The sequence below is a fragment of the Streptomyces sp. NPDC001728 genome (assembly GCF_040297565.1).
In the GTDB taxonomy this organism is placed as follows: Bacteria; Actinomycetota; Actinomycetes; order Streptomycetales; family Streptomycetaceae; genus Streptomyces.
This window is the reverse complement of record NZ_JBEOZK010000008.1, coordinates 119335-143020: the sequence shown is the minus strand read 5'-3', so window position 1 is coordinate 143020 and position 23686 is coordinate 119335. Positions and strand designations below refer to the sequence as shown.

The 23686-nt window shown below is 73.7% G+C and carries 22 protein-coding genes, 1 tRNA gene and 1 pseudogene; 21 read left to right on the top strand and 3 right to left on the bottom strand.

The window, feature by feature from the left end:
- Positions 1 to 68: 68 nt before the first annotated feature.
- Positions 69 to 1448: an MFS transporter gene (locus tag ABT154_RS14830; RefSeq protein ID WP_351857100.1), complete on the bottom strand. Its 1380-nt coding sequence runs from the start codon at positions 1446 to 1448 to the stop codon at positions 69 to 71.
- Positions 1449 to 1533: 85 nt separating this feature from the next.
- Here ABT154_RS14830 and ABT154_RS14825 point away from each other — a divergent pair, with 85 nt between their 5' ends.
- The 5 genes from ABT154_RS14825 (at position 1534) to ABT154_RS14805 (ending at position 5901) form a co-directional block, all read left to right on the top strand.
- Positions 1534 to 2067: a winged helix-turn-helix transcriptional regulator gene (locus tag ABT154_RS14825; RefSeq protein ID WP_351857098.1), complete on the top strand. Its 534-nt coding sequence runs from the start codon at positions 1534 to 1536 to the stop codon at positions 2065 to 2067.
- 131 nt (positions 2068 to 2198) lie between these two features.
- A complete protein-coding gene (locus ABT154_RS14820) occupies positions 2199 to 2495 on the top strand; it encodes a DUF6412 domain-containing protein (protein WP_351857096.1) in 297 nt (98 codons plus the stop codon).
- Positions 2496 to 2599: 104 nt separating this feature from the next.
- The gene (locus tag ABT154_RS14815) at positions 2600 to 3319 is read left to right on the top strand and encodes a YidC/Oxa1 family membrane protein insertase (protein WP_351857094.1); all 720 of its coding nucleotides are present in this window, start codon (positions 2600 to 2602) and stop codon (positions 3317 to 3319) included.
- A 137-nt stretch (positions 3320 to 3456) separates the two neighbouring features.
- A complete protein-coding gene (locus ABT154_RS14810) occupies positions 3457 to 4314 on the top strand; it encodes a fumarylacetoacetate hydrolase family protein (RefSeq protein ID WP_351857092.1) in 858 nt (285 codons plus the stop codon).
- Positions 4315 to 4395: 81 nt separating this feature from the next.
- The gene (locus tag ABT154_RS14805) at positions 4396 to 5901 is read left to right on the top strand and encodes a choice-of-anchor A family protein (RefSeq protein WP_351857091.1); all 1506 of its coding nucleotides are present in this window, start codon (positions 4396 to 4398) and stop codon (positions 5899 to 5901) included.
- A gap of 70 nt (positions 5902 to 5971) precedes the next feature.
- Here the strand turns inward: ABT154_RS14805 and ABT154_RS14800 are convergent, their stop codons facing one another.
- A complete protein-coding gene (locus tag ABT154_RS14800) occupies positions 5972 to 7117 on the bottom strand; it encodes a Gfo/Idh/MocA family protein (RefSeq protein ID WP_351857089.1) in 1146 nt (381 codons plus the stop codon).
- An 83-nt stretch (positions 7118 to 7200) separates the two neighbouring features.
- Here ABT154_RS14800 and ABT154_RS14795 point away from each other — a divergent pair, with 83 nt between their 5' ends.
- From ABT154_RS14795 to ABT154_RS14735, 13 genes and pseudogenes are all read left to right on the top strand, one after another.
- Complete coding sequence (locus ABT154_RS14795) at positions 7201 to 8235, top strand: ROK family transcriptional regulator (RefSeq protein WP_351857311.1); 1035 nt, start codon at positions 7201 to 7203, stop codon at positions 8233 to 8235.
- Positions 8236 to 8521: 286 nt separating this feature from the next.
- The gene (locus ABT154_RS14790) at positions 8522 to 9508 is read left to right on the top strand and encodes a hypothetical protein (RefSeq protein ID WP_351857087.1); all 987 of its coding nucleotides are present in this window, start codon (positions 8522 to 8524) and stop codon (positions 9506 to 9508) included.
- A gap of 50 nt (positions 9509 to 9558) precedes the next feature.
- Entirely contained in the window at positions 9559 to 10326 is a 768-nt protein-coding gene (locus ABT154_RS14785) for a GntR family transcriptional regulator (protein WP_351857085.1), read from the top strand.
- Positions 10327 to 10474: 148 nt separating this feature from the next.
- A complete protein-coding gene (locus ABT154_RS14780) occupies positions 10475 to 11596 on the top strand; it encodes a TIGR03364 family FAD-dependent oxidoreductase (RefSeq protein ID WP_351857083.1) in 1122 nt (373 codons plus the stop codon).
- Positions 11593 to 12288: a phosphonatase-like hydrolase gene (locus ABT154_RS14775; RefSeq protein ID WP_351857081.1), complete on the top strand. Its 696-nt coding sequence runs from the start codon at positions 11593 to 11595 to the stop codon at positions 12286 to 12288. Before ABT154_RS14780 ends, ABT154_RS14775 begins: the two co-directional genes overlap by 4 nt.
- On the top strand, positions 12285 to 13346 hold the full coding sequence (locus ABT154_RS14770) for an ABC transporter ATP-binding protein (protein WP_351857079.1): 1062 nt from the start codon (positions 12285 to 12287) through the stop codon (positions 13344 to 13346). Before ABT154_RS14775 ends, ABT154_RS14770 begins: the two co-directional genes overlap by 4 nt.
- Before the next feature lie 16 nt (positions 13347 to 13362).
- Positions 13363 to 14229: a 2-aminoethylphosphonate ABC transporter permease subunit gene (locus tag ABT154_RS14765; protein WP_351857077.1), complete on the top strand. Its 867-nt coding sequence runs from the start codon at positions 13363 to 13365 to the stop codon at positions 14227 to 14229.
- Positions 14216 to 15031, top strand: coding sequence for an ABC transporter permease (locus ABT154_RS14760; RefSeq protein WP_351857075.1), 816 nt, complete (start codon positions 14216 to 14218; stop codon positions 15029 to 15031). The genes ABT154_RS14765 and ABT154_RS14760 overlap by 14 nt, the downstream gene beginning before the upstream one ends.
- A 24-nt stretch (positions 15032 to 15055) precedes the next feature.
- The gene (locus ABT154_RS14755; RefSeq protein WP_351857073.1) at positions 15056 to 16114 is read left to right on the top strand and encodes a 2-aminoethylphosphonate ABC transporter substrate-binding protein; all 1059 of its coding nucleotides are present in this window, start codon (positions 15056 to 15058) and stop codon (positions 16112 to 16114) included.
- A 42-nt stretch (positions 16115 to 16156) separates the two neighbouring features.
- A pseudogene (locus tag ABT154_RS14750) lies at positions 16157 to 16420 on the top strand (alkaline phosphatase family protein); the annotation flags it as partial.
- A gap of 79 nt (positions 16421 to 16499) precedes the next feature.
- Positions 16500 to 17279 carry an HAD-IIA family hydrolase gene (locus ABT154_RS14745; RefSeq protein WP_351857072.1) on the top strand — a complete coding sequence of 260 codons (780 nt, stop codon included), beginning with the start codon at positions 16500 to 16502 and terminating at the stop codon, positions 17277 to 17279.
- Between the two features lie 116 nt (positions 17280 to 17395).
- Positions 17396 to 18058: a PT domain-containing protein gene (locus ABT154_RS14740; protein WP_351857070.1), complete on the top strand. Its 663-nt coding sequence runs from the start codon at positions 17396 to 17398 to the stop codon at positions 18056 to 18058.
- Positions 18055 to 18729, top strand: a complete 675-nt coding sequence (locus ABT154_RS14735) for a class F sortase (protein ID WP_502969502.1) — start codon at positions 18055 to 18057, stop codon at positions 18727 to 18729. Before ABT154_RS14740 ends, ABT154_RS14735 begins: the two co-directional genes overlap by 4 nt.
- A gap of 54 nt (positions 18730 to 18783) precedes the next feature.
- Here the strand turns inward: ABT154_RS14735 and ABT154_RS14730 are convergent.
- Positions 18784 to 18857: transfer RNA gene (locus ABT154_RS14730), tRNA-Lys, on the bottom strand.
- A gap of 185 nt (positions 18858 to 19042) precedes the next feature.
- Between ABT154_RS14730 and ABT154_RS14725 the strand changes: the two genes are divergently transcribed.
- The 3 genes from ABT154_RS14725 to ABT154_RS14715 all read left to right on the top strand — a co-directional run bounded on the left by ABT154_RS14725 (position 19043) and on the right by ABT154_RS14715 (position 23616).
- Positions 19043 to 20395 carry a peptidoglycan-binding protein gene (locus ABT154_RS14725; RefSeq protein WP_351857066.1) on the top strand — a complete coding sequence of 451 codons (1353 nt, stop codon included), beginning with the start codon at positions 19043 to 19045 and terminating at the stop codon, positions 20393 to 20395.
- 1028 nt (positions 20396 to 21423) lie between these two features.
- On the top strand, positions 21424 to 22902 hold the full coding sequence (locus ABT154_RS14720) for an SPFH domain-containing protein (RefSeq protein ID WP_351857064.1): 1479 nt from the start codon (positions 21424 to 21426) through the stop codon (positions 22900 to 22902).
- A gap of 120 nt (positions 22903 to 23022) precedes the next feature.
- Positions 23023 to 23616, top strand: a complete 594-nt coding sequence (locus ABT154_RS14715) for a lytic polysaccharide monooxygenase auxiliary activity family 9 protein (protein WP_351857062.1) — start codon at positions 23023 to 23025, stop codon at positions 23614 to 23616.
- Positions 23617 to 23686: the final 70 nt, after the last annotated feature.

The following is a 23686-nucleotide window of genomic DNA, read 5'->3' as shown; positions in this document are numbered from 1 at the left end:
CGCCCCGTGGCCGGAGCCCTCCCCCGCCCCGTGGTCTCGACCGGGTGATCAGGCGCCGGCCGTGCCCCTCACCCCTCGCGCCGCCATCCGCCCAGTACGAGCGTGAGCGCCGCGCCCGTGAGCGCCAGTCCCGCCGAGACCAGGAGCGCCGTGTCCGGGCCCGCCGGCACCAGGGCCAGTGTCAGGGCCACCCCGGCCGAGGAGCCGATGTAGCGGGCGGTGTTGTTGGCGCCCGAGCCCATCGCCGCCCGCTCCGGCGGTACGGAGTCGACCGCGAGCCGGGGGAGCGCGGCGTTCAGGAGGCCGCTGCCCACGCCCGCCACCACGAGCCCGGGGAGCAGGCGGGGCCAGGGGCCTTCGAGCCCGCCGAGCAGGGCGAGGACCCCCGCCGCCGACAGGGCGAAGCCCAGCGCCAGCTGGTACGCGGCGGAGAGCCGGCCCGCGAGGCGGCGGGCCTGGAGCGCCGCCATGAACGCGGTGCCCGACCAGAGCAGGAACAGCGACGCCGCGCCGAGCGGCGACATCCCGGCCCCACCCTGGAGCAGCGCGGGCACCACGCTGAACAGCCCGATCACCGCCAGGCCCGTGAACAGCGCCCCCAGCGTCGACGCCAGGAACGCGGGCCTGCGCAGCAGGGCCAGGTCGACCATGGGCGCCCGGCTCCGGTGCTCGACCACCACGAAGAGCGCCGTCAGGGCGGCCGATCCCAGGAGCAGGAGGCCCACCGGGGCCCGCAGCCAGCCGTCCCTGCCGAGGGTGAGGGCGGTGAGCAGGGCGGCCAGGGCGAGACCGAGGGCGACCGCTCCGGTGATGTCGGGGCGCGAGCGCGACCGCTCGGGTGCCGGTTCGTCGGCGGTCAGGGTCCGCGCCCCCACCGCTGCCGTCGTCAGTGCCGCCGCGCCCAGCACCCCGTACGCCAGCCGCCAGTCCGCCAGGCTCAGCGCGCCCGCGAGCAGGGGGCCGAGTGCGATGCCGCCGCTGACCGAGGCCCCCCAGATGCCCGTCGCCCTGATCCTGTCCCGGCCCGCCGGGTACGCGTGGGCGAGCAGGCCCAGGCTGCCCGCGAGGACCGCCGCGCTCGCCGCGCCCTGGGCGATCCGGGCGGCGGTGAAGGTGAGCGTGGAGCCCGCGAGGGCGCCGAGGGCGGTGGTGAGGCCGAGGGTGAGGGTGCCGAGGAGGAAGATCCGGCGGCGGCCGTGCGCGTCGGCGAGGCTGCCGGCCACGAGGAGGAGTACGGCGAGGCCGAGCGGGGTGCCGTTGAGCAGCCAGGCCTGGGCCGAGGCCGGGGTCGCGAAGGCGGCGGCCATGTCGGGGAGCGTGAGCATCGGGGCCGTGTAGTTCATCAGCGCGACGGCGGTGGCGGCGGCGGTGACGGCGAGGGCGGCCCGGGGCCGGGCGGCGCGGCCGGGTGACCGCGGGGCGGCCTCGGTGGCGGCGGGCTGGGGCATGACAGGGACCTCCGCCCCTCGGTCGGTTCGGTGAACGAACTTACCGTACCAGCTGAGTTCGTTCAATGAACCTTGATTGGGTACGATGGATCCCATGGCTCTCGGCAAGGACTACGCCCACCAGCAGTGCTCCATCGCCCGCGCCCTCGAGGTCATCGGGGAGCGCTGGACCCTGCTCGTCGTGCGCGACGCCTTCTACGGCGTCCGGCGCTACAGCGACTTCCTCGTCCACCTCGGCGCCCCCCGCGCCGTCCTCGCCGCCCGCCTCCAGGCCCTCGTCGAGGCCGGCGTCCTCGACCGGCGGCGCTACCAGGAGTCGCCCCCGCGCGACGAGTACCTGCTCACCGAGCGCGGCCTCGCCCTCTGGCCGGTCCTGCGCTCCCTCGGCGCCTGGGGCAGGGCCGAGGTGCCCGGGGCCGTACCCGTGCGCCACTTCCACCACGCCGACTGCGGCACCGAACTCGGCCCCTACGGCGAATGCCCCGCCTGCCGCGTCGCCGTGCCGCCCGCCGACGTCGAGATGCGGCCGGGATCCGGGCTCGACCGGGACCCCGCCGACCCCGTCAGCCGCGCCCTGCTCCACCCCCGCCGCCTCCTGGTCCCGCTGGAGCAGAACTGACGTCGGGCGGAGCCCGGCCGGCATGCCGGATACGGGAACTCCCGGGGCTCCCCGCGCGTCTCTCACCGTGAGACCCGCGTGGACGGACGCTGTACCGTCGAGGGGACGGAAAGCCGAGAGGGGGTGACGGGATGACGATCAGGGCCCTGGTCCTGCGCATCGTCGCGCCGCTGTTCTTCCTGCTCGCCGTCGCCGACCTCCTCCTCTCCGACGGCGCGAGCGTCTCCGCCGCCGTCGCCCTCGCCGCGACCGGCGTCGTGTGCGCGCTCTTCGGAGCCCGTACGGCCCCGGCGGCGGCGCCCACCGCCGTCCGCACCGCCATCCGCGACCGCGAGCGGCGCACCGCCTTCCTGCCCCAGCGCGATCCCGACGCCGCCGGGCGCCGCAGACCCCGTGCTCCCGGCCGTCCCCTCCCGACGGCCGCGTAGGGAGCTCCCGCACCACCCCATCACCCCGGACATCCCTCACACGGATCCGTCATGCCGAGACCCGAATCTCCCCGGCACGACGAGACCCCACGGAGGGCTCCCCCTTGTCCGTCTTCGCTTCCCTGGTCGAGCGGCTCGCCGACCTGCTCCAGCCGCTCTTCGCCGGCACCGCCACGGCCGCCGCGATCATCCTCTTCACCCTGCTCGTCCGGCTCGCGATCCACCCGCTCTCCCGGGCCGCCGCCCGGGGCCAGAAGGCGCGCACCCGACTCGCCCCGCAGTTGGCCGCGCTCCGCAAGAAGCACGCCAAGAACCCCGATCGCCTCCAGAAGGCGATCATGGAACTCCATGCCGAGGAGAAGGTCTCGCCGCTCGCCGGCTGCCTGCCGAGCCTGCTCCAGGCGCCCGCGTTCTTCCTGATGTTCCATCTCTTCTCCAGCGGGCGGATGGCCGGGCACAGCCTCTTCGCCGCCCCGCTCGGCGACCACTACGCCGACGCCCTCTCCCACGGCGGGGTCTTCGGCCCCGCCGGCCTGGTCTACCTCGTGCTCTTCGCGATCGTGGCCACCGTCGCCACGTACAACTACCTCCGGGCCAAGCGGCAGCCGGTGGCGGTCGCGGTGGAGCCCGGCCAGCCGGGCGCGGGGGTGGCCGCGAGCATGGCCAAGTTCCTGCCGCTGCTCTCCTTCGCGACCCTGATCTCGGTCGCGGCCGTACCGCTGGCCGCCGCGCTCTACATCGTCACCAGCACCACCTGGACCGCCGTCGAGCGGGCCTTCCTCTACCGGGACATGCCGGGGGCGGCCCTGGTTACTCCCGCGTAAGGGTCCAGTGCGTGAACGGGGTCTTGCAGAGTGACCCGTTCTCTTGGAGGATCGACCAATCCTCCGATGGCCGCACTCCATCGGCCGGGGTACCCCAGGGCCTTTCCCGGGCCCGCCTCGACCACAGGGAGAAGTCCATGAAGCTGCTGCGTGTCGGCCCGCCCGGAGCCGAGCGTCCCGCCCTGCTCGACCAGGACGGAACGCTCCGCGACCTGTCCGCGCTGGTCGACGACATCGACGGCAGTCTGCTCGCCGACGCCTCCGCCCTGGACCGCGTCCGGGCCGCCGCCGGCGCCGGGGTGCTGCCCGCGCTCGACGCCACCGGGCTGCGCGTCGGCCCGCCGGTCGGCCGGATCGGCAAGGTCGTGTGCATCGGGCTGAACTACCACGGGCATGCCGCCGAGACGGGCCAGGCCGCCCCGGCCGAGCCCGTCGTCTTCCTCAAGGCCGCCGACACCGTCGTCGGGCCCGACGACACCGTGCTCGTACCGCGCGGCTCGGTGAAGACGGACTGGGAGGTGGAGCTGGCGATCGTCATCGGCCGCACCGCCCGGTACCTGGAGACCGACGAGGAGGCCCTCGCGCACGTCGCCGGGTACGCCGTCGCGCACGACGTCTCCGAGCGCGAGTTCCAGATCGAGCGCGGTGGCACCTGGGACAAGGGCAAGAACTGCGAGACCTTCAACCCGCTCGGGCCCTGGCTGGTCACCGCCGACGAGGTGCCGGACCCGCAGGCGCTCGGCCTGCGGCTCTGGGTCAACGGCGAGCTCAGGCAGGACGGTCACACCTCGGACCAGATCTTCCCGGTCGCCCAGGTCGTGCGGTACGTCAGCCGGTTCATGACCCTCTACCCCGGGGACGTCATCAACACCGGCACGCCCGCCGGTGTCGCGATGGGGCAGCCGGAGCCCAAGCCGTACCTGCGGCCCGGCGACGTGGTCGAGCTGGAGGTCGACGGCCTCGGCCGCCAGCGCCAGGAGCTCAAGAGCGCCTGATCCCGGCGATCCGAAGCGAATGCGGCGGCGCCCCGCGTGGGGCGTCGCCTTTTTTGCCCTTGTTTTTGCATATTGCCGTATATGGAACAGAACACGCATGACCGTCGCCGTGACCGCCGCCGTCTCGCCGTCATCGCCGCGTCCACGGTCGGAGCCACGGCTCTGGTCGGCGCGCTGGCCGGGAGCGGCTGGGCCGAGCCGCTGCCGGGCGGCCTCGGCCCGTGCAAGCCCGGCACCTGTCCCACCGGGCCCTACCCCGGCATCGGCAACGGCGATGTCGTGTACCGCGACAACAACATCAACATCTTCGTGGGCGGCGACTTCCTCGTCCGCGAGGCGGCGGCCGAGGCGGAGGGCAAGGTCGTCGTCCTCGGCGGCTTCGACCAGAACAAGAAGGCCGGGGTGTCGGCCGTCTACAACGTCGGCGTCGCGGGCGTCGGCTCCCGGGTCCCCCCGGAGAACGGCACCGACTTCCTCACCGTCGGCAAGGACCTGACGGTCGCCTCCGGGCAGCGACTGCTCGCCGAGGAGGGCTCCGTCAGCGGCGTCGTACGGTACGGGGGCACGCTCTCCGGCACGGTGGCGCCCGCCCCGGTGCACCAGGCCGACGCGGCTGCCCCGTACACCGCGCTCCGCGACCAGCTCACCGACGCGAGCCGGTGCTACGCGTACGTGAACGGGGCCTCCCGCACCCCCACCGGGACCGCCGTCAACAACGGCTCCGAGACCCTCTTCACGGGTGACGGGACCTCGTCGCTCCAGGTCTTCAACGTCGACTTCGACCTGGAGTCGGCGAGCGGCGGCCAGCAGGGCATCGCCTTCGCCGAGATCCCGGCCGAGGCGACCGTCCTCATCAACGTCCTCGGCGGCGAGCGCGTCGTCGACTCGTACATCGCCGGGCTGCCGGACGGGCTGCGCGACCGCGTGCTGTGGAACTTCCCGGACGCGAGCCGGGTCAAGTTCGAGGGCACGGCCCAGTTCGCGGGCAGCGTCCTCATCGGCAACCAGGCCAGCACGACGACGATCACCATGCCGGGCATGAACGGCCGCTTCTTCACCACCGGGAACCTGACGCACTCCTCGGAGACCACCGGCGGCGGTGGCCAGGAGATCCACGCCTACCCGTTCAACGGCGACCTGCCCGACTGCACGGATCCCGAGCCGACTCCGACGCCGACGGAGCCCACTCCCACCCCCACCGAGCCGACTCCGACGCCGACGGAGCCCACTCCCACCCCCACCGGGCCGACTCCGACGCCGACGGAGCCCACTCCCACCCCCACCGAGCCGACTCCGACGCCGACGGAGCCCACTCCCACCCCCACCGAGCCGACCCCGACCCCCATGCCCACCGACGACACCACCGGCGGCTGGACGACCGGCGGGAGCGGCGGTGGGAGCGGCGGTGGTTACGGGGACGACGGCGGATACGGCGACTCCGGCGGCGGCAACCACGGCCCGCACGGCCAGCTCCCCGAGACCGGCGCGGGCACCGGGAAGATCGTCATGGGCGCCACCGCCGTCGGTCTCGCCCTCGGAGGCGGCGCGCTGGTGGCCTTCTCCCGGCGGCGGAGGCGTCTGAGCTGAGCGACCGTCCCGACCCCGAGACCCTGACCCTGACCCCGACCGGGACCGCCCCGCCCCGGTCGGGTGCCGGTCAGAGCCTCACCGTGACGCCCTCGCGGGCGGACCTCCTCGCCGCTTCCAGTACGTCGAGCGCGGCGGCGGCCTCGTGGGCCGTGACCGGGTTCTCGCCCGTGCCGCGCAGGGCGGCGGCGACGGCCGCGTAGTACGCCGGGTAGTCGCCCGGCAGCGACTCGACCGGGGTTCCGCCGCCGGTCAGTGGGGACTCACCGGCGCCGAGGCGGCCCCACAGGGCCTCCGGCTCCACGCCCCACACGGCCCCCGGCACCGGCCGCAGCCCCTCGCGGAGGGCGGCCTCCTGCGGGTCGAGCCCGTACTTCACGAAGCCCGCGCCCTGCCCGAGGACCCGGAAGCGGGGGCCGAGCTGGGCGGTGGTGGCGCTCACGTACAGATGCGAACGGACGCCGCCGGCGTGGGTGAGCGCCAGGAAGGTGTCGTCGTCGGCCTCGGCGCCGGGCCGCCGTACGTCCGACTCGGCGTACACCGAGACCACCGGCCCGAAGAGCACGAGCGCCTGGTCGACGACATGGCTGCCCAGGTCGTACAGGAGACCGCCGATCTCCTCGGGCGCGCCGGACTCGCGCCAGCCGCCCTTGGGGCGCGGGCGCCACCGCTCGTAGCGGGACTCGAAGCGCTGGACCTCGCCGAGCGCGTCCTCGTCGAGGAGCCGGCGGAGCGTACGGAAGTCGTTGTCCCAGCGACGGTTCTGGAAGACGGAGAGCAGCAGGCCCCGTTCCTCGGCGAGGGCGGCGAGGCCGCGCGCCTCGGCGGCGGTCCCGGCGAGGGGCTTGTCGACGACGACGGGGAGGCCTGCCTCCAGGGCGGCCGTGGCGACGGCGACGTGCGTCTTGTTGGGGGAGGCGACCACGACCAGGTCGAGCGCGGGCGCGCCCTCCGCCCAGAGTTCCCCGGGGGTGGCGACGACCCGGACGCCCGGGTGGGCGGCGCGGGCCTCGGCGGCCCGCTCGGGGTTGCCGGTGGTGACGGCGGTGAGGGTCAGGTCCTCGGAGGCGGCGATCAGCGGGGCGTGGAAGACGGAACCCGCGAGGCCGTAGCCGACGAGCCCGACGCGGAGGGGGGTGCGGGGGGCGGTGCCGGGCGCCCGCGTGCCCGAGGGGTCCGTACGCGCGCCCGTACCGGTCGTGTCCGTGCCAGTCATGTCCCTCACTTAAGCAACGGTGTTGCTGAAGTGCAAGCGGCAGCGACAATGGACGGGTGAAGACGGACCTGGGTGGAGTCAACATGCCGGCACTGCGCAGCCACAACGCCGCGCTCGTCCTCGACCTGCTGCGGACGGCGGGCGCGGCGGGCATCAGCCGTCTGGAGCTGGCCGAGCGCACCGGGCTCACCCCGCAGGCCGTCAGCAAGATCACGGCGAGGCTGCGCGCGGAGGGCCTCGCCACGGAGGCCGGCCACCGGGCCTCGACCGGCGGCAAGCCCCGTACCGTCCTGCGGCTCGTCCCCTCCGCGGAGTACGCCGTCGGCGTCCACCTCGACCGCGACGAGCTGACCACCCTCCTCGCCGACCTCGCGGGCACCGCCGTCACCCTCCGCCGCCGCCCCCTGGGCCTGGGGGAGGGGGTGGGGCCCGTCCTGGACGCGGTGACGGAGGAGGTCAGGAGCGTCCTGGCCGGAGCCCCCGGGCCCGTCCTCGGGGCGGGCGTGGCCATGCCCGGCCCCCTGGACCACCGCGCTGGCGTGCCCGGCCGGGTGACGGGCTTCCCTCAGTGGGCGGGGCACCCCGTCCGCGAGGAACTGGCCCGCCGCCTGGCCCTGCCGGTCGTCCTCGACAAGGACACCAATGCCGCCGCGCTCGGCCTCGCCCTCCGCCCCGGCGCCGCGGGATCGTTCGCGTACGTCCACCTCGGTACGGGGCTGGGCGCGGGCCTCGTCCTCGGCGGGGCGCCGCTGCGCGGGGACAGGACGGGGGCCGGCGAGCTCGGCCACCAGACCGTCCAGCTCGACGGGCCGCCGTGCGACTGCGGCGGGCGCGGCTGCCTGGAGGTCCTCTGTCTGGCGGCGGTCCGGCGCGGCGAACCCGCCGAGGCCGCGCGGATCCTCGGCGCGGGCGCGGCGAACCTCGTACGGCTCCTCGACATCGACCAGGTGCTCCTGGGCGGCCGGGTGGTGCTCGCCGCGCCGGAGGTGTTCGAGGCGGGGGTACGGGAGGTGCTGGCCGGCCTGGGCCTGACGGCCCCGGTGACGGTCGCGGGGGAGCGCGACGCGGTGGCCCGGGGGGCGGCCTGGCTGACACTCGCCCCGGTCTTCGGCAAGTAGGAAGCCCGGAAGCCGAAGCCCCGAGCCCCGAAGCCCCGAGCCCCGAAGCCCCGAGCCCCGAAGCCCGAGCCCCGAAGCCCGAGCCCCGAAGCCCGAGCCCCGAAGCCCGAGCCCCGAGGCCCCACCGTTCGAAAGTCCGAACATCGGACCATCAGAACGTACGCCGATCGGGCGGATCGACCAGTCCGTCCGGGTGGTGCCCCCGGTGTCGCTCCCCGGTCCGTCCCTTCCGGCGTGGCAGCGTCGCGGCCGTCCCGTACGTCCGCGAGCAGCAAAGGTCAGGCCCATGGCATCCGCCCCCCTGCGACCGCGCGGCGCCCGCGCACTCACCACGGCAGCCGCGCTGGCGGCCACCGCCACGGCCCACCTGGCCGTGGCGTCCCCCGCCCTGTCCACCCCCTCGACGGCCTCCCCCACCCCCGCCCCGGCCGTCCCGGCCCCCGCGATCCCCGCCCCCGACCCTCCCACCCCCACCTGCGGCACTGGCTCGGGCTCCGGCTTCCCCCTCGACACCAAGATCCACGCCGGCCCCGCCGAGTACCCCGCCGGCGGGGCCCCTCAGGAGTGGAAGCTCGACCTCACCAACACCACCGACGCTCCCTGCTCCGGCATCCACCCGGTGCTCGTCCTCACCGACCGCGACCGGGTGCTGCGGCCCGAGCAGATCCGGTTCGAGTTCTACGACGAGGGGTCCGCGCTCTGGCGGCCCGTGGCCTTCGAGGCGACCGAAGAGGCGGAGAACGTCGGCGTGTTCACCGACTTCGGTGGCTTCGCCGTCCCCGCGGGCCGTACGCTCACCGTCCCCGTACGGCTCGCCTTCCGTGCGGGGACCGCCTCCGACGAGGTCGTCGTGACCGCGGCGATCGTGCAGCGCAGGGGCGCCGACGGCGACTGGGTCGGCGAGTCCGACGACTACCGGCTGACCGTGGGGCCCGCCGGTCCCGACGGCTCCGCCGACCCCACCGCCTCCCGGGACCCCGCACCCGACACATCCGTCGCCCCCCGGCCCCCGGGGACCACCCCGCGCCCACCCGCCGCCACCCCTCCCCGCGGCCGGGAGAAGTCCGCCCCGGTCGCCCCGGTCGCCCCGGTCGCCCCGGTCGTCCCGGTCGCCCCCAAGGCCCCCGCCGGTCGCCCCGAACTCGCCCGTACCGGCGGCGCGTCGGAGGATCGGGCCCAGCTCCTCGCCCGGCGCCTCGCGCCGCTCGCCGCCGGGCTCGTCCTGCTCGGCGCCGTCCTCGTCCGGACCGGCCGCCGCGCCCGGCACCGCTGAGTCACTTCGCGTACACCTTCCCGTTCATCCCCGTCTGCGACCATCCCCCGGTGAACTACCAGAACACACCCGCCGCTCCCGGCGCCCCCGTGAACTCCGGCATCCCGGAGCACGGCCGCGTGCCCAAGTACTACGCCGTGAAGGCGAAACTCGCCCTGATGGTGGATGAGTTGGGGGAGGGCGGGCTGCTGCCCACCGAGCGTGACCTCGCCGTGCGGTACGAGGTGTCCCGCGAGACCGTCCGGCAGGCGCTGCGCGAACTCCTCCTGGAGGGCAGGCTGCGGCGCCAGGGCCGGGGCACGGTCGTCGCGGGCCCGAAGCTCGAACAGCCCCTGTCGCTCGCCAGCTACACCGAGGGCGTCCGCCGCGCGGGCCGCCGCCCCGGCCGCAGTCTCATCTCGCTCGACCGCTTCCCCTGCCCGGAGGCGCTCGCCCCCGAGGTCGGCGCCGAACGCGGCGAGCCCGTCTGGCACATGGAGCGGGTACTGCTCGCGGACGACGAGCGGGTCGGCCTGGAGAGCACGTACGTCTCCGAGGCCCGCGCCCCGCGACTGGACACCGAGTTCGACCCGGACTCCTCCTTCTACTCCTATCTCCACGACCGCCTCGGCATCTCCTTCGGCGACGCCGACGAACGCATCGAGACGGTCCTCGCGACCCCCCGCGAGGCCCTGCTCATCGGCACCCCGCCCGCGCTGCCGATGCTGTTGCTCCACCGCGTCTCCCGGGACACGGCCGGGCGCCCCCTGGAGCGGGTCCGCACCCTCTACCGGGGTGACCGCTTCAGCTTCACCGCCCACCTGGGACGGCAGGGCTGAGCCGCCCGCACCGCTGGATCGCCCCCGACGGCCGACCGAGGGAGCATCACGGAACGGTAACGGGTCTGGTCCAAGCTTGTCGGGCCGTTCACCGTCCCGTCGCCCACCGGCCCCGTCCGGGTCACCCGCCCCCGCGACCGTCGACGGCATGAAGGTGATCGTCGTAGGAGCCGGCGTGGTGGGAACCATGCACGCCTGGCACGCAGTGGAACGCGGCCATGAGGTCGTACACATCGAGCGCGAGGCCGAGGCGCGCGGAGCATCCCTCCGCAACTTCGGCCAGATCTGGGTGAGCGGACGGGCGGCCGGAGAGGAGCTGGACACCGCCCTGCGCGCCCGCGAACTCTGGGAGGGCATCGGGGCCCGCGTCCCCGGGCTCGGCTTCCGGGCCATCGGCTCCCTCACCCCCGTGCGGAACGAGCTCGAACTCGCCGTCGCCGAGGCCGCCGTGGCCCGCCCCGACGCCGCCGCGCGCGGCTACAAGCTGCTCACGGCCGACGAGGCCCGCGCGGTCAACCCGGCCCTGCGCGGGACGTTCGAGGCCGCGCTGTGGTGCGAGCGGGACGCCGCCGTCGAGCCGCGCCTCGCGCAGCTCGCCCTCCGCGAGGCCCTCCTCGCCACGGGGAAGTACACCTTCCTGCCGAACCGCGAGGTCCGGGACGTCGTCGGGGAGCACTCCGTCCGCGACGACCACGGCGACGTCCACACCGGCGACGCCGTGGTCCTGTGCACCGGTGCCGCGCTCTCCGGCCTCGTCCGCGAGGTCGCGGGCGAGATACCCGTCCGCCGCGTCCGGCTCCAGATGATGCAGACCGAACCCCTCGGCGAGCGGCTCACCACCTCCGTCGCGGACGCCGACTCCTTCCGCTACTACCCGGCGTACGCGTCCCCCGCCCTGGACGCCCTCAACGACGGCCAGGCGCAGGACCCCACCGCCGCCGCCCACAAGATGCAGCTGCTCATGGTGCAGCGCCTCGACGGCGGACTGACCATCGGCGACACCCACGAGTACGAGCACCCCTTCGCCTTCGACACCCTCGAAGACCCCCACGAGCACCTCACCCGTGTCGTCGAGTCCTTCCTCGGCCGCCCGCTGCCGAAGATCAGGCGCCGCTGGGCCGGGGTGTACGCGCAGTGCGTCGACACCAGCAGGGTCGTGCACCGCCAGCGGGTCCGCGACGGCGTGTGGCTGGTGACCGGGCCCGGCGGCCGGGGCATGACCTGCTCGCCCGCCATCGCCGAGACGACCGCGAACGAACTGGGCTGGTGAACACCGTGACCGAGAACCCCAAGCACGACCTCGTCGTACTGGACATGGCCGGGACGACCGTCGCCGACGGCGGCCTCGTCGAGCAGGCCTTCACGGCCGCCGCCGAGCGCCTCGGCGAAGACCCCGCCACGATGATCGACCATGTCCGCGCCACCATGGGCGAGTCCAAGATCTCCGTCTTCCGGCACCTGTTCGGCGGTGACGAGACCCGCGCGAAGGAGGCCAACCTCGCCTTCGAGGCGGCCTACGGAGAGCTGGTCGACGGCGGTCTGATCGCCCCGCTCCCCGGCGCGGCCGAGGCCGTCGCCGCACTCAGGGACCAGGGCCGGACCGTCGTCCTCACCACCGGCTTCGCCCGGGTCACCCAGGACGCCATCCTCGACGCCCTGGGCTGGCGGGACCTGGTCGGGCTGACCCTCTGCCCGGCCGACGCCGGCGGCCGGGGCCGCCCGTACCCGGACATGGTCCTGGCGGCCTTCCTCCGTACCGGAGCCGTGGACGACGTTCGGCGGATCGTGGTCGCCGGAGACACCTCGTACGACATGCTCAGCGGCGTCCGGTCGGGCGCCGGGATCGTGGCGGGCGTCCTGACGGGCGCGCACGACGAGGCGGCGCTCCGGGCGCACGGCGCCACGCACGTCCTCGCCTCCGTCGTCGAACTCCCTACGCTCATCCAGGAGTTCGAGGCATGACCAGCGGCATCCGCTTCGACGCCGTGTCCGTCGCGTACGGCGGCACCACCGTCCTCGACCGCCTCGACCTGACCGTCGAACCCGGTGAGGTGATGGCCCTCCTCGGGCCCTCCGGCTCCGGCAAGACCACCGCGCTGCGGGCCGTCGCCGGATTCGTGCGGCCGGCCTCCGGGCGGGTGCTCATCGGCGACCGGGACGTGACCGGCCTCCCGCCGTACAAGCGGGGGATCGGCATGGTCGTCCAGCAGTACGCCCTCTTCCCGCACCTGCGGGTCGACGCCAACGTCGCCTTCGGTCTGAAGGCGCAGAAGGCGCCGAAGGGCGAGATCCCCGGCCGGGTCGCCGAGGCCCTGGAGATGACCGGCATGGCGGCCTACGCCCACCGGTACCCCCGGGAGCTCTCCGGTGGCCAGCAGCAGCGCGTGGCCATCGCCCGCGCGCTCGCCATCCGCCCCAAGGTCCTCCTCCTGGACGAGCCGCTGTCCGCGCTCGACGCCCGGCTGCGCTCCGGGATGCTGGCCGAACTAGCCCGGCTGCACCGTGAGTTGCCCGAGGTATCGATCCTGTACGTGACCCACGACCAGGTCGAGGCGCTGACCCTCGCGGACCGGATCGCCGTCATGGACAAGGCCCGGCTCCAGGACTGCGGCACCCCGCAGGACCTGTACCGCAGGCCCCGTACGGAGTTCACGGCCTCGTTCGTCGGCAATGCCAACCTGCTGCCGGTGACGGTGGGCGGGGGCGGGGTCGTCTTCGACGGGACCGAACTGAAGGTCGCCGTGGACGACGTGACCGGTCCGGCCCCCGGCGCCGCCGCCACCCTCTGCGTCCGGCCGCACCTGGTCGGGCTCGGCGACGGGCCGAACCCCCTGCGCGGCCGTATCTCCGAGGTCCAGTGGCGCGGCTCCACCCACCGGCTGTACGTCGAGGTCGGCGGCCACCGGGTGAAGGCCGACGTGCGGGAGCTGCGGGAGACGCCGCCGCTCGGGACCGAGGTGACGTTGCACTTCGCGCCCGAGGACGCGGTGCTGCTGGGTGCGGGGGTGAGCGATGAGTAGCGGGGTACGGAGCGTCATGGAACGGCGGCCCGCGCCGAGCGTGGCGCCCGCCCCGTCCGTACCCGCGCCCGCGGAGCGCGTGCGCACGACGCCGACCTGGATCTGGGCCCTGCCCCCGGTCGCCGTCCTCGCCGTCGTCTTCCTCTACCCCCTCGCGCTCGTCGTCCAGGAGTCCCTGGCCCCCGGCGCGTACGCCGACGTCTTCGCCTCCGAGACCTTCCGCGAGGCCCTCGTCACCACGGTGTGGCTCGCCGTCGCCGCCACCGCCGGCTGTCTGGTCCTCGGCTTCGCGCTCGCCGTCGTGATCGCCTTCGTCCCCTTCCCCGGCGGGAAGGCGGTGTCGAAGTTCATCGATGTCTTCCTCTCCTTCCCGTCCTTCCTGATCACCCTCGCCCTGCTGTTCCTCTACGGCACGGTCGGCATGGCCAACGGCGTCTGGACGGACGTCACCGGCGACCCGACGGGCCCCTTCCAGTTCCTGACCACCCCCTGGGGCGTCCTCCTCGCCGAGATCACGTACTTCACCCCGTTCGTGATGCGGCCACTGCTCGCCGCCTTCTCGCAGATGGAGACCGCCCAACTGGAGGTGGCGTCCTCGCTCGGCGCCCGGCCGCTGCGGATCGTCCGGCAGGTGATCCTGCCCGAGGCGCTGCCCGCGCTGGCCGCCGGCGGCAGCCTCGTCCTGGTCATGTGCCTCAACGAGTTCGGGATCGTCCTCTTCACCGGCGCCAAGGGCGTCACGACCCTCCCGATGCTGGTCTACAGCAAGGCGATCCTCGAATCCGACTACACCGCCGCCTGTGTCGTCGCCGTCGTCGCCGTCGCCCTCTCCGTGGGCCTCTACGTCCTGTACCGGGGGGTGAGCCGACGTGCTGGTGCATAGCCGTACGGGCAGATGGACGGCCTGGGTCACGTTCGCCGTCCTGTTCGTCCCGCTCTTCGCCCTCCCCCTCCTGGTGATCGTCGCCGCCTCGTTCTCCACGAACTGGTCCGGCGCCTTCCCCTCCGGGCCGACCACCGGGCACTACGCGGCGGCCGTCCGAGGGGAGTCCCTCCAGGCGCTCACCACCAGCCTGATCACGGCCGTCACCGCGAGCCTGATCGCGCTGACCGTCGGCACCTGGGCCGCGCTCGCCGGGGCCGCGCTCGGGGCGAGCGGCAAGGCGGGCGCCCGGGGCAAGAAGGTCCTCGACGCCCTGTTCATGCTGCCGGTCGCGGTGCCCTCGGTGGTCGTCGGCCTGGCCGTCCTCGTCGCGTTCTCGCAGCCGCCGGTGCTCCTCAACGGCACGCGCTGGATCGTGATCCTCGCGCACACCGTGCTCGTCACGGCGTTCGCCCACCAGTCGGTGTCGGCCGCGATCCGGCGGCTCGACCCGATGTACGAGCAGGCGGCGGCCAGTCTCGGCGCCCGCCCCTCGTACGTCCTGCTCCGGGTGAGGCTCCCGCTCCTGCTGCCGTCCCTGAACGCGGCGGCCGGGCTCTGCTTCGCCCTGTCCATGGGCGAGTTGAGCGCCACGATGATGCTCTACCCGCCGGACTGGATGCCCCTTCCGGTCCTCGTCTTCACCGCCACCGACCGTGGCTCCCTGTTCACCGGCTCGGCGCTCGCCGTGGTCCTCATGGGGGCGACCCTGCTGGCCCTGCTCGCCGTCTCCCGTATCCGTACCAAGGCCTCCTTCCGCTAAAGACCCTCAGGAGAGAACGACGTTATGCGTACGTACGCCAAGCCGATCGCCGCCCTCACCGGCTCCCTCGTCCTCGCCGCCGGCCTCACCGCCTGCGGCGATTCCTCCGCCGCCTCCGACGAGAAGATCGTCACCGTCTACAGCGCCGACGGCCTCAAGGGCGAGGCGGGCGACGGCTGGTACGACAAGGTCTTCGCCGACTTCGAGAAGAAGACCGGCATCGAGGTCAAGTACGTCGAGGGGGGCTCCGGGGAGATGGTGCAGCGCGCCCTCCGCGAGAAGACCAACACCCAGGCCGACGTCATCGTGACCCTGCCGCCCTTCATCCAGCAGGCCGGCTCCAAGGGCCTGCTGCAGGCCTACGCCCCGGCGGGCGCCGACCAGGTCAACGGCGGCGACAAGGCGGGCGACGGCACCTGGACCTCCGTCGTCAACAACTACTTCGGCTTCGTCCACAACAAGAAGGAGCTGCCCGCCGCCCCGAAGACCTGGGAGGAGCTGCTCGACGCGAAGTACAAGAACAGGCTCCAGTACTCCACCCCCGGCGTCGCGGGCGACGGCACCGCCGTCCTCATCCAGGCGATGCACGACTTCGGCGGCAAGGACGCGGCCCTGGAGTACCTGAAGAAGCTCCAGGCCAACAACGTCGGCCCGTCCTCCTCCACCTCCAAGCTCGCCCCCAAGGTGGACAAGGGCGAACTCCTCGTCGCCAACGGCGACGTCCAGATGAACTTCGCGCAGTCCAAGTCCATGCCGAACCTCGGCATCTGGTTCCCGGCCAAGAGTGCGGGCAAGCCCACCACCTTCGCCCTGCCGTACGCGGCCGGGCTGGTGAACAAGGCCCCGCACACCGAGAACGGCAAGAAGCTCCTCGACTTCATGCTGAGCGAGGGCGCCCAGCGCGAGGTCAGCGCCATCGGCGGCGGCTTCCCGGCCCGCAAGGACGTCAAGGCCACCGACGCCAACGCCATCGCACTGGCCAGGCTGATGGAGGGCGTCGAGGTCTTCGAGCCGGACTGGGCCGACATCGACAAGAACCTCAAGACGTACGTGGACGCCTGGAAGTCCGCCACCGGCAGCTGACGGAACCGATCGGCGCCAAGAGTTCACCGTACGAATCCGGAAAGCGTCTCGGGGGCGAGCCGGGTCACCCTGGACCTCACCACCTTCCACCGCCAGGAGGGCGCGCAGACCGCCCAGGTGCAGGCGGTCTTCAACGGCGGCACCCCGACCGTGGTGAAGAACTACACCGCCGACGTCGTCTCGCAGCCCCAGTCGCTCGCCGTCCCGGTCCCCGCCGGGGCAACCAGCGTGAGCTTCCGCTTCCGCTACACCGGCGCCAACAACTGGTACTGGACGATCGACGGGGTCAAGATCACCGCATCCTGATTAGGCTGGGGGCGTCGCCACAGCGCTGTCGCGGCGCCCCCAGCACACCGCACGCCCGTACGGCAGGAGTCCCGCACCCATGGCAGAGCGCAAGCCGATCGAATCCTGGCTGACCGACATGGACGGCGTCCTCATCCACGAGGGAGTGCCGATCCCCGGCGCCGACGCGTTCATCAAGAAGCTGCGGGAGACCGGGAAGCCCTTCCTGGTCCTCACCAACAACTCGATGTACACGGCCCGCGACCTGCACGCGCGGCTCGCCCGGATGGGCCTCGAAGTCCCCGTCGAGAACATCTGGACCTCGGCCCTCGCCACCGCCAAGTTCCTCGACGACCAGCGCCCCGGCGGCACCGCGTACGTCATCGGCGAGGCCGGTCTCACCACCGCGCTGCACGACATCGGCTACGTCCTCACCGACCACGACCCGGACTACGTGGTCCTCGGCGAGACCCGTACGTACTCCTTCGAGGCGATGACCAAGGCCGTCCGGCTCATCAACGGCGGCGCCCGCTTCATCTGCACCAACCCGGACGAGACCGGCCCCTCCCTCGAAGGCCCGCTCCCGGCCACCGGCTCCGTCGCCGCGCTCATCACCAAGGCCACCGGCAAGGCCCCGTACTTCGCGGGCAAGCCGAACCCGCTCATGATGCGCACCGGCCTCAACGCCATCGGCGCCCACTCCGAGTCCAGCGCCATGATCGGCGACCGGATGGACACCGACATCCTGGCCGGTCTGGAGGCCGGGATGCAGACCTTCCTGGTGCTGACCGGCCTGACCACCCAGGCGGAGATCGACCGCTTCCCCTTCCGCCCGTCGAAGATCGTCCCGTCGATCGCGGACCTCGTCGACCGCGTGTAGCGAGCCCCCTCGCCGGCCCCTGCGGATGCGAAAAGTCCCGATCCGGGTGAACCTGCCAGTACCAGGAGGTCACGATGCGTTCAGGTTCCATTGCTCTCCGTGCCGCAGGGGCGGCCTTGGTACTCGTACTGGCACCCACGGCCGGTAACGCGTACGCCCATGACGGGGTCAAGGCCACCGTCACCCCGTCCACCGCCGCGCCCGGAGCCGACGTGGACGTCCGCGTCCAGGGCTGCAAGGGCACGACCGGTTCCGCGAAGTCCCCGGCGTTCGTCGCCGACGTGGATCTCACCGGCCGGGACGGCGGGGGCGCCCCGCTGTTCGGCGACACCACGATCAGGTCCGGTCTCGAGAACGGTACGTACAAGGTCGGCGTGACCTGCGACGGCCACGACCACCAGGACGTCGGCACCGTGGAGGTCCGGCACCAGCGGCCGACCCACAAGCCGACGCATGAGCCGACCCACAAGCCGACCCACAAGCCGACGCATGAGCCGACGCATGAGCCGACCCACAGGCCGACGCATGAGCCGACGCGCGAGCCGACCCACCACCCGAGCCCGGTCGCCCCGGTCCGCGCGGGCGGCGGCGGCACCGCCGCGTTCGCCGCCCCGGCCGCCCCCGGCGTCGCCCAGACCGCGACCGAGAGCGGACTCGGCACCCCGTACACCCTGCTCGGCCTCGGCATGGCCGCCGTCGCCGCCGTCGCGGTCGCCTTCCGCAGCTCCCGCCGCCGGGCCGCCGGGTCCGGTGCGGGCTCGGGCACCGGCGCGGAGTGACGGTGCCGTCCGGAACCCGCCCGGCGGGCACCGGGCGACTCGTCACCGGCGTCGCCTGGGCGGCCCTGCTGCTCGGGCTCTGGCTCTGGGGCCGCGAGGCCACCGAGGGCCTCGGGGGCAGCTCCGCGCCGACCACCGGCGACATCGCGGCGGTCGGCCGCCCGCTGGGCGTGGAGCTGCCGCCCGCCCACGACCCGATCGCCGAGGCCGAGCCCCGGCGCGTGGAGATCCCCTCCCTCGGCATCAGCGCGCCCGTCGTGGCGCGCGGGCTGGACGCCACGGGCGCGATCGACCCGCCCCCCTTCGAGATGGCGCACACGGTCGGCTGGTTCGGTTCCGGGACCCGTCCGGGCGCGGCCGGCGCGGCCCTGCTCGTCGGCCATGTCGACACGGACACCCGCCCGGCCGTCTTCTACGGCCTGAGCGCGGCCCGCCCCGGCGCGAAGGTCCGGGTCACCCGGACGGACGGCTCGGTCGCGGAATTCACGGTGGACGACGTCCAGGTCCACCCCCGGGACCACTTCGACCCGAGCAAGGTCTACGGCGCCCGCGACCCCCGCCGGTCGGAACTCCGCCTGATCACCTGCGGCGGCACCTTCGACCGCACGTCGAACGCGTACACGGCGAACGTGGTGGTCTCGGCCTATCTGACGGCGGCGGAGCGCCCCTGAACCGGAGAACGATCAAGACCCCCTCACCATCGGTGAGGGGGTCTTGACTTTGCGTGCGCCGCCAGGGACTCGAACCCCGGACCCGCTGATTAAGAGTCAGCTGCTCTAACCAACTGAGCTAGCGGCGCCTGCTGACAGAGAGAACTCTACCCGACGTGCGGGTGTGCTCCCGACCAATACCGGTCACCACCGGCCTGTCGGATGGTCGTATCAGGGCTTCGATCCGTCAAAATGCGATTTGTCCAGACAGTTGAGACACTGACGCCCGAAACCAAGGGTCGAAAAGATCTTGACGAGTGTGGAGGGGAATCGCATGAGCGTGCCGGTCTTCGAGGAGTTCGAACCCGCGGCCGACTGCGGCTGCCCGGGGTGCGCCCAGCAGCGGCGTGACCTCGTGCTGGGGCTGCCGGTCCGGGCGGGCGGCCATCCCGCGGCGCACGGCGCCCGCCGGGCCCTGGTCCTGGTGACGGCGGCGGGTGTGGTGCTGGGCGGGGGAGGGGCCGGGGTGGCGGCGGCCCTGCCCCCGTCGGCGGGACCGTTCGTCCCGGCCGACCTGACGGAGGGGACCCCCCGGGCCGTCGAGCCGGGGCCCGACACCCCGCAGGGCGGACGCGAGCCGCTGCACGGAGCGCCCGGTCCCGGGACCTCGCCGATCTCGACCCCGACGACCAGTCAGATCTCGACCGGCACCCTGCGGCAGACGACCCGGGCCGACATCATCAACCGCGCCAAGCTGTGGGTGGCCGCCCAAGTCCCGTACTCCATGGAGAAGTACTGGTCGGACGGCTACCGCCAGGACTGCTCCGGCTACATCTCGATGGCCTGGAACCTCCGCAGCAACGAGTGGACCGGCAGCCTCGACCGCTTCGCCGACCGGATCGACCGCACCGAGCTCCAGCCCGGCGACATCCTCCTCTTTCACAACCCCGCCAACCCGACGCGCGGCTCGCACGTCACGATCTTCGGCGGCTGGACCGACTACACCCACACCTCGTACGTCGCCTACGAGCAGGCCAAGCCGCGCACTCGCAAGCAGGCGACGCCGATGGCGTACTGGGAGAACTCCAGCCGGTACGTGGCCTATCGCTACAAGGGTGTGGTCAGCGGCAGCACCGGCGGCGGCGCGACGCCCACGGCGACCCCGTACCCCGGGACGGCCATGTTCGGTCCGGGCGCCGACAACGCGTACGTCACCCAGCTCGGCAGGCTCCTCGTCGACCGCGGCGCCAAGAAGTACTACAGCCAGGGGCCCGGCCCGAAGTGGGGCGAGGCGGACCGGCGAGCGACCCAGGCGTTCCAGCTGGCGCAGGGCTGGAAGGGAAACGAGGCGGACGGTCTGCCCGGTCCCCAGACCTGGCGGCTCCTCGTGTCCGGCGGGGGCAAGTCAATCGGCGGTTCGAGTGGTTCGGGCGGCCCGAGCGCGAACGTGACGGACTATCCCGGGCGTGGCGCCTTCCGTCCAGGCCAATCCAGCGCATATGTGGAGAAGCTGGGCAAACAACTGGTGAAGCGGGGCTTCGGCAAGCACTACCTGTCGGGACCCGGTCCGCGCTGGACGGAGGCGGACCGCCGCAACGTCGAGGCGTTCCAGCGGGCACAGGGATGGCGCGGCGCAGCGGCCGACGGCTACCCGGGCCCGGAGACCTGGCGGCGCTTGTTCCGATGACCCCGAGAGCATGAGGTGGACCCCGAATGACGGCATCGACCCCGAACCCCGCGGACTCCGGCGCGGCGGCCTCACGTGACGCGGCACGCACAGCGAGACGCCTGACGGACGGCACCCTCCCGAGGACACCCCCCACCCAGACAGCACCCCCGGGCGCCCCGCCGACGGCACCGGTGGGCGAGGGCGCGACGGCGGGCCCGCCGACGGGTCCGCCGAGGGCGGAGGCGGGGGACGGCGTGGCGGGCGTGCGGGTGGGCGCGTCGCCCGTGCGGGACGGCGTGGCGGTCGTGCGGGTGGGCGCGTCGCCCGTGCGGGACGGCGTGGCGGTCGTGCGGGACGGCGCGTCGCCCGTGCGCGATGGCGGTGCGGTCGTGCGCGACGGCGCGTTGCCGATGCGGGATGGTGCTGCGGTCCTGCGCGACGGCGCCTCGGCCGTACGGGACGGCAAGTCGGCGCCCGCGCCCGCGCCCGCGGCGGCGGTTCCGGTGCCGGGCCGGGATTCGGCCCTGCCCTCGGCTCCGGCTCCGGCTCTGGCTGTGGAGCCGGTGCCGGAGCCGGTTCCGGGCCGCGAGTCGGCGCTGAAACCGGCAGCGGCGCCGAGATCGGCACCGGCACCGGCAGCGGCGCTGAAACCGGCAGCGGCGCCGAGATCGGCACCGGCACCGGCACCGGCACCGGCGCAGGCGCCTGTGGCGGAGCCCGCAGCGACAGCCGCTCCGTCACCAGCATCGGCACCGACGCGCAGCGACGTCCCCGCACCGACGCGCAGCGACGTACCCCCGCCGGGCTCGGCCGCGGGTACGGCGGCCACGCCCGTGCCCGCGCCCGGTGGCGAGTCCGTGCCCGCGCCCGGTGGCGAGTCCGTGCCCGCGCCCGGTGGCGAGTCCGTACCCCCGCCGCCGGGCGACGGGGTTCGCCCCCCGGCGGCCCCGGTGTCGTCGGCCGCGCCCGGCGGTACGCCCGTACCCGCTTCCGGCGGAGCCCCCGCCGCGTTGCCGGTGCGGCCGGCCGGGGCCCTTCCCCGTACCGTGTCGCACGCTCCCGCCACCCCGGCAGGGGCCCCCGCCCCGGCCCCGGCCGCCTCCACGCCCGCCGGGGCACCTCCCGTTCCCGCCGAGCGCAGCGCCCCCGCCTCCGTTCCCGACTTCGGGCGGATCGCCGGTGCCGGGGTCGGCGCGGTCGCCGTGCCCGTCGCCGCTGTCGTGCGCGTGGCACGGCGGAAGAACGTGATCGGGGCCGAGACCACCGGTTCCATCCCGGTGCACCTGCTTTTCCGGGACGAGCCGGAGGGCGCCGTGCCCTTCGTGGTGGGCGACGACGACGGCGGCCCCGACACCGTCTCCATGGCCCCGCCCCAGGCCCCCACCACACCCCGGAAGGGCGGCGGCCCCGCCATCCCCGCCCCGTCGAAGGTCCAGGGACAGGCCGAGCCGACCAGGGACCTCGCGCCCGATCCCACCCGCAAGGCCACCACCACGCCGCACCCCAAGCTCCAGCCCCAGCCCAGATCGCAACCCAAGTCACAGTCCGAGCCCCCGTCATCCGACGGGCGGTCCCGGCCCCAGGCCCCCGTCGCCCTCTCCCGTCCCGCCCCCACCGCAGACCCCGGGATCGTCGAGCGGCCGGGGCCGGTGCTGCCGGGGTGGGTCGGCGTGGTCGGCGGCGCCCTCGCGCTCGCCGGGTGCGCGGCCGTCGTGTGGTGGGCCGGGGCCGTACCGGCGGAGGCGGCCCGGATGCTGCGGCTGCCGGTACGCCCGTACCACGGCATCCATCTCGGCCAGTGGGCCCTGCTCGCGCTCGGCGTCGTGCTCGCCCTGTTCGCGCTCGGCGGCCTCGGCCGGGGCCGGGTCGGCTACGCCTGGGTGCTGACCCTGTTCGGCGACTACCGGGGCACGGTCCGCCGTACCGGTCTGCTCTGGATCAGTCCGCTGCTGCTGCGCCGCCGGGTCGACGTACGGCTCCGGCACTGGCGCAGCGAGCCGCTGTCGGCGGTCGACGCGAAGGGGACGGCGCTGGACGTCGTCGTGCTCGTGGTGTGGCGGGTGCGGGACACCGTCCGCGCGGCGCTCGGGGTCGACGGCCACGAGGAGTACCTGCGGGAGCAGGTGGAGGCGGCGATGGCCCGGGTGCTCTCGCAGCTTCCGGCGGACGCGTTCCACGAGGACGCGCCGACGCTCCGGGACGCGGAGGCGGTCGGCGAGGCGCTGACGCGGATGCTGTCGGCGGAGTGCGTGCCGGTCGGCGTGGACGTGTTCTCGGCGCAGCCGACGCGGATCGAGTACGCGCCGGAGGTGGCGGCGGCGATGCGGCGGCGACGGATCGCGGCGATCGACGCGAAGCACCGGGACAGTGTGCTGACCTCGGTGGTGGACGCGGTGGACGACGTGGTCCACCGGCTGACCAGTCGTGGTCTGGTGGAGCTGGACGACTACGAGCGCAAGGCGCTGGTCAAGGACCTGACGGTGGCGTTCTACACGGGCAGGACGGGTCCTGTGGAGGGTGCGTGAGGGGATGGACAGCTTCAACTTCCGTCCATACCTTGGTACTTGGTCCAGACCAAAAAGAAGCATCCGCACGCGTGCAGCACGGCCCGACGGAACTCCCCCACGTTCTCCTGGAGCGACAGCATGCGCAAGAAATCAGTCGGGGCGGCGGTGGTGGCGCTCGGCGTCGCCGGCGCCACCCTCCTCGCCACCGGCAGCGCCGGCAGCCACGGCTACACCGACGCACCGATCAGCCGCCAGAAGCTCTGCGCCAACGGCACCGTGACCAACTGCGGCCCCATCCAGTGGGAGCCGCAGTCGGTCGAGGGCCCCAAGGGCTTCCCCGCCTCCGGTCCCGCCGACGGAAAGATCTGTTCGGCGGGCCTCACCCAGTTCGCCCAGCTCGACGATCCCCGGGGTGGCGCCTGGCCCGCCACGCAGCTCACGGCGGGGCAGAGCTACAGCTTCCGCTGGCAGTTCACGGCCCGGCACGCCACGACCAACTTCAGGTACTACATCACCAGGAACGGCTGGGACCCGAACCAGAAGCTGACCCGGGCCGCACTCGACCCCCAGCCGTTCCTGACCGTCCCCTACAACAACCAGCAGCCGCCGGCGACCCTCTCGCACTCCGGGACGATCCCGGCGGGCAAGACGGGCCGTCACGTGATCCTGGCGGTGTGGACGATCGCGGACACCGCGAACGCCTTCTACGCCTGCTCGGACGTCACGTTCTGACGGGCGGCCCGGAGGGCGCGTCCTGAACGGGCCCTCCGAAGGGCCTGATCCGACGGTTCAATTCTGACGA

What these genes read in the sequence shown, in the direction of transcription:
- ABT154_RS14810 (WP_351857092.1), top strand. Translation starts at nt 3,457, where the DNA reads ATGAAGCTGCTGCGTGTCGGCCCGCCCGGAGCCGAGCGTCCCGCCCTG.
- ABT154_RS14790 (WP_351857087.1), top strand. Translation starts at nt 8,522, where the DNA reads ATGGCATCCGCCCCCCTGCGACCGCGCGGCGCCCGCGCACTCACCACG.
- ABT154_RS14825 (WP_351857098.1), top strand. Translation starts at nt 1,534, where the DNA reads ATGGATCCCATGGCTCTCGGCAAGGACTACGCCCACCAGCAGTGCTCC.
- ABT154_RS14715 (WP_351857062.1), top strand. Translation starts at nt 23,023, where the DNA reads ATGCGCAAGAAATCAGTCGGGGCGGCGGTGGTGGCGCTCGGCGTCGCC.
- ABT154_RS14770 (WP_351857079.1), top strand. Translation starts at nt 12,285, where the DNA reads ATGACCAGCGGCATCCGCTTCGACGCCGTGTCCGTCGCGTACGGCGGC.
- ABT154_RS14725 (WP_351857066.1), top strand. Translation starts at nt 19,043, where the DNA reads ATGAGCGTGCCGGTCTTCGAGGAGTTCGAACCCGCGGCCGACTGCGGC.
- ABT154_RS14745 (WP_351857072.1), top strand. Translation starts at nt 16,500, where the DNA reads ATGGCAGAGCGCAAGCCGATCGAATCCTGGCTGACCGACATGGACGGC.
- ABT154_RS14830 (WP_351857100.1), bottom strand. Translation starts at nt 1,448, where the DNA reads ATGCCCCAGCCCGCCGCCACCGAGGCCGCCCCGCGGTCACCCGGCCGC.
- ABT154_RS14765 (WP_351857077.1), top strand. Translation starts at nt 13,363, where the DNA reads ATGGAACGGCGGCCCGCGCCGAGCGTGGCGCCCGCCCCGTCCGTACCC.
- ABT154_RS14795 (WP_351857311.1), top strand. Translation starts at nt 7,201, where the DNA reads ATGCCGGCACTGCGCAGCCACAACGCCGCGCTCGTCCTCGACCTGCTG.
- ABT154_RS14820 (WP_351857096.1), top strand. Translation starts at nt 2,199, where the DNA reads ATGACGATCAGGGCCCTGGTCCTGCGCATCGTCGCGCCGCTGTTCTTC.
- ABT154_RS14800 (WP_351857089.1), bottom strand. Translation starts at nt 7,117, where the DNA reads ATGACTGGCACGGACACGACCGGTACGGGCGCGCGTACGGACCCCTCG.
- ABT154_RS14755 (WP_351857073.1), top strand. Translation starts at nt 15,056, where the DNA reads ATGCGTACGTACGCCAAGCCGATCGCCGCCCTCACCGGCTCCCTCGTC.
- ABT154_RS14780 (WP_351857083.1), top strand. Translation starts at nt 10,475, where the DNA reads ATGAAGGTGATCGTCGTAGGAGCCGGCGTGGTGGGAACCATGCACGCC.
- ABT154_RS14805 (WP_351857091.1), top strand. Translation starts at nt 4,396, where the DNA reads ATGGAACAGAACACGCATGACCGTCGCCGTGACCGCCGCCGTCTCGCC.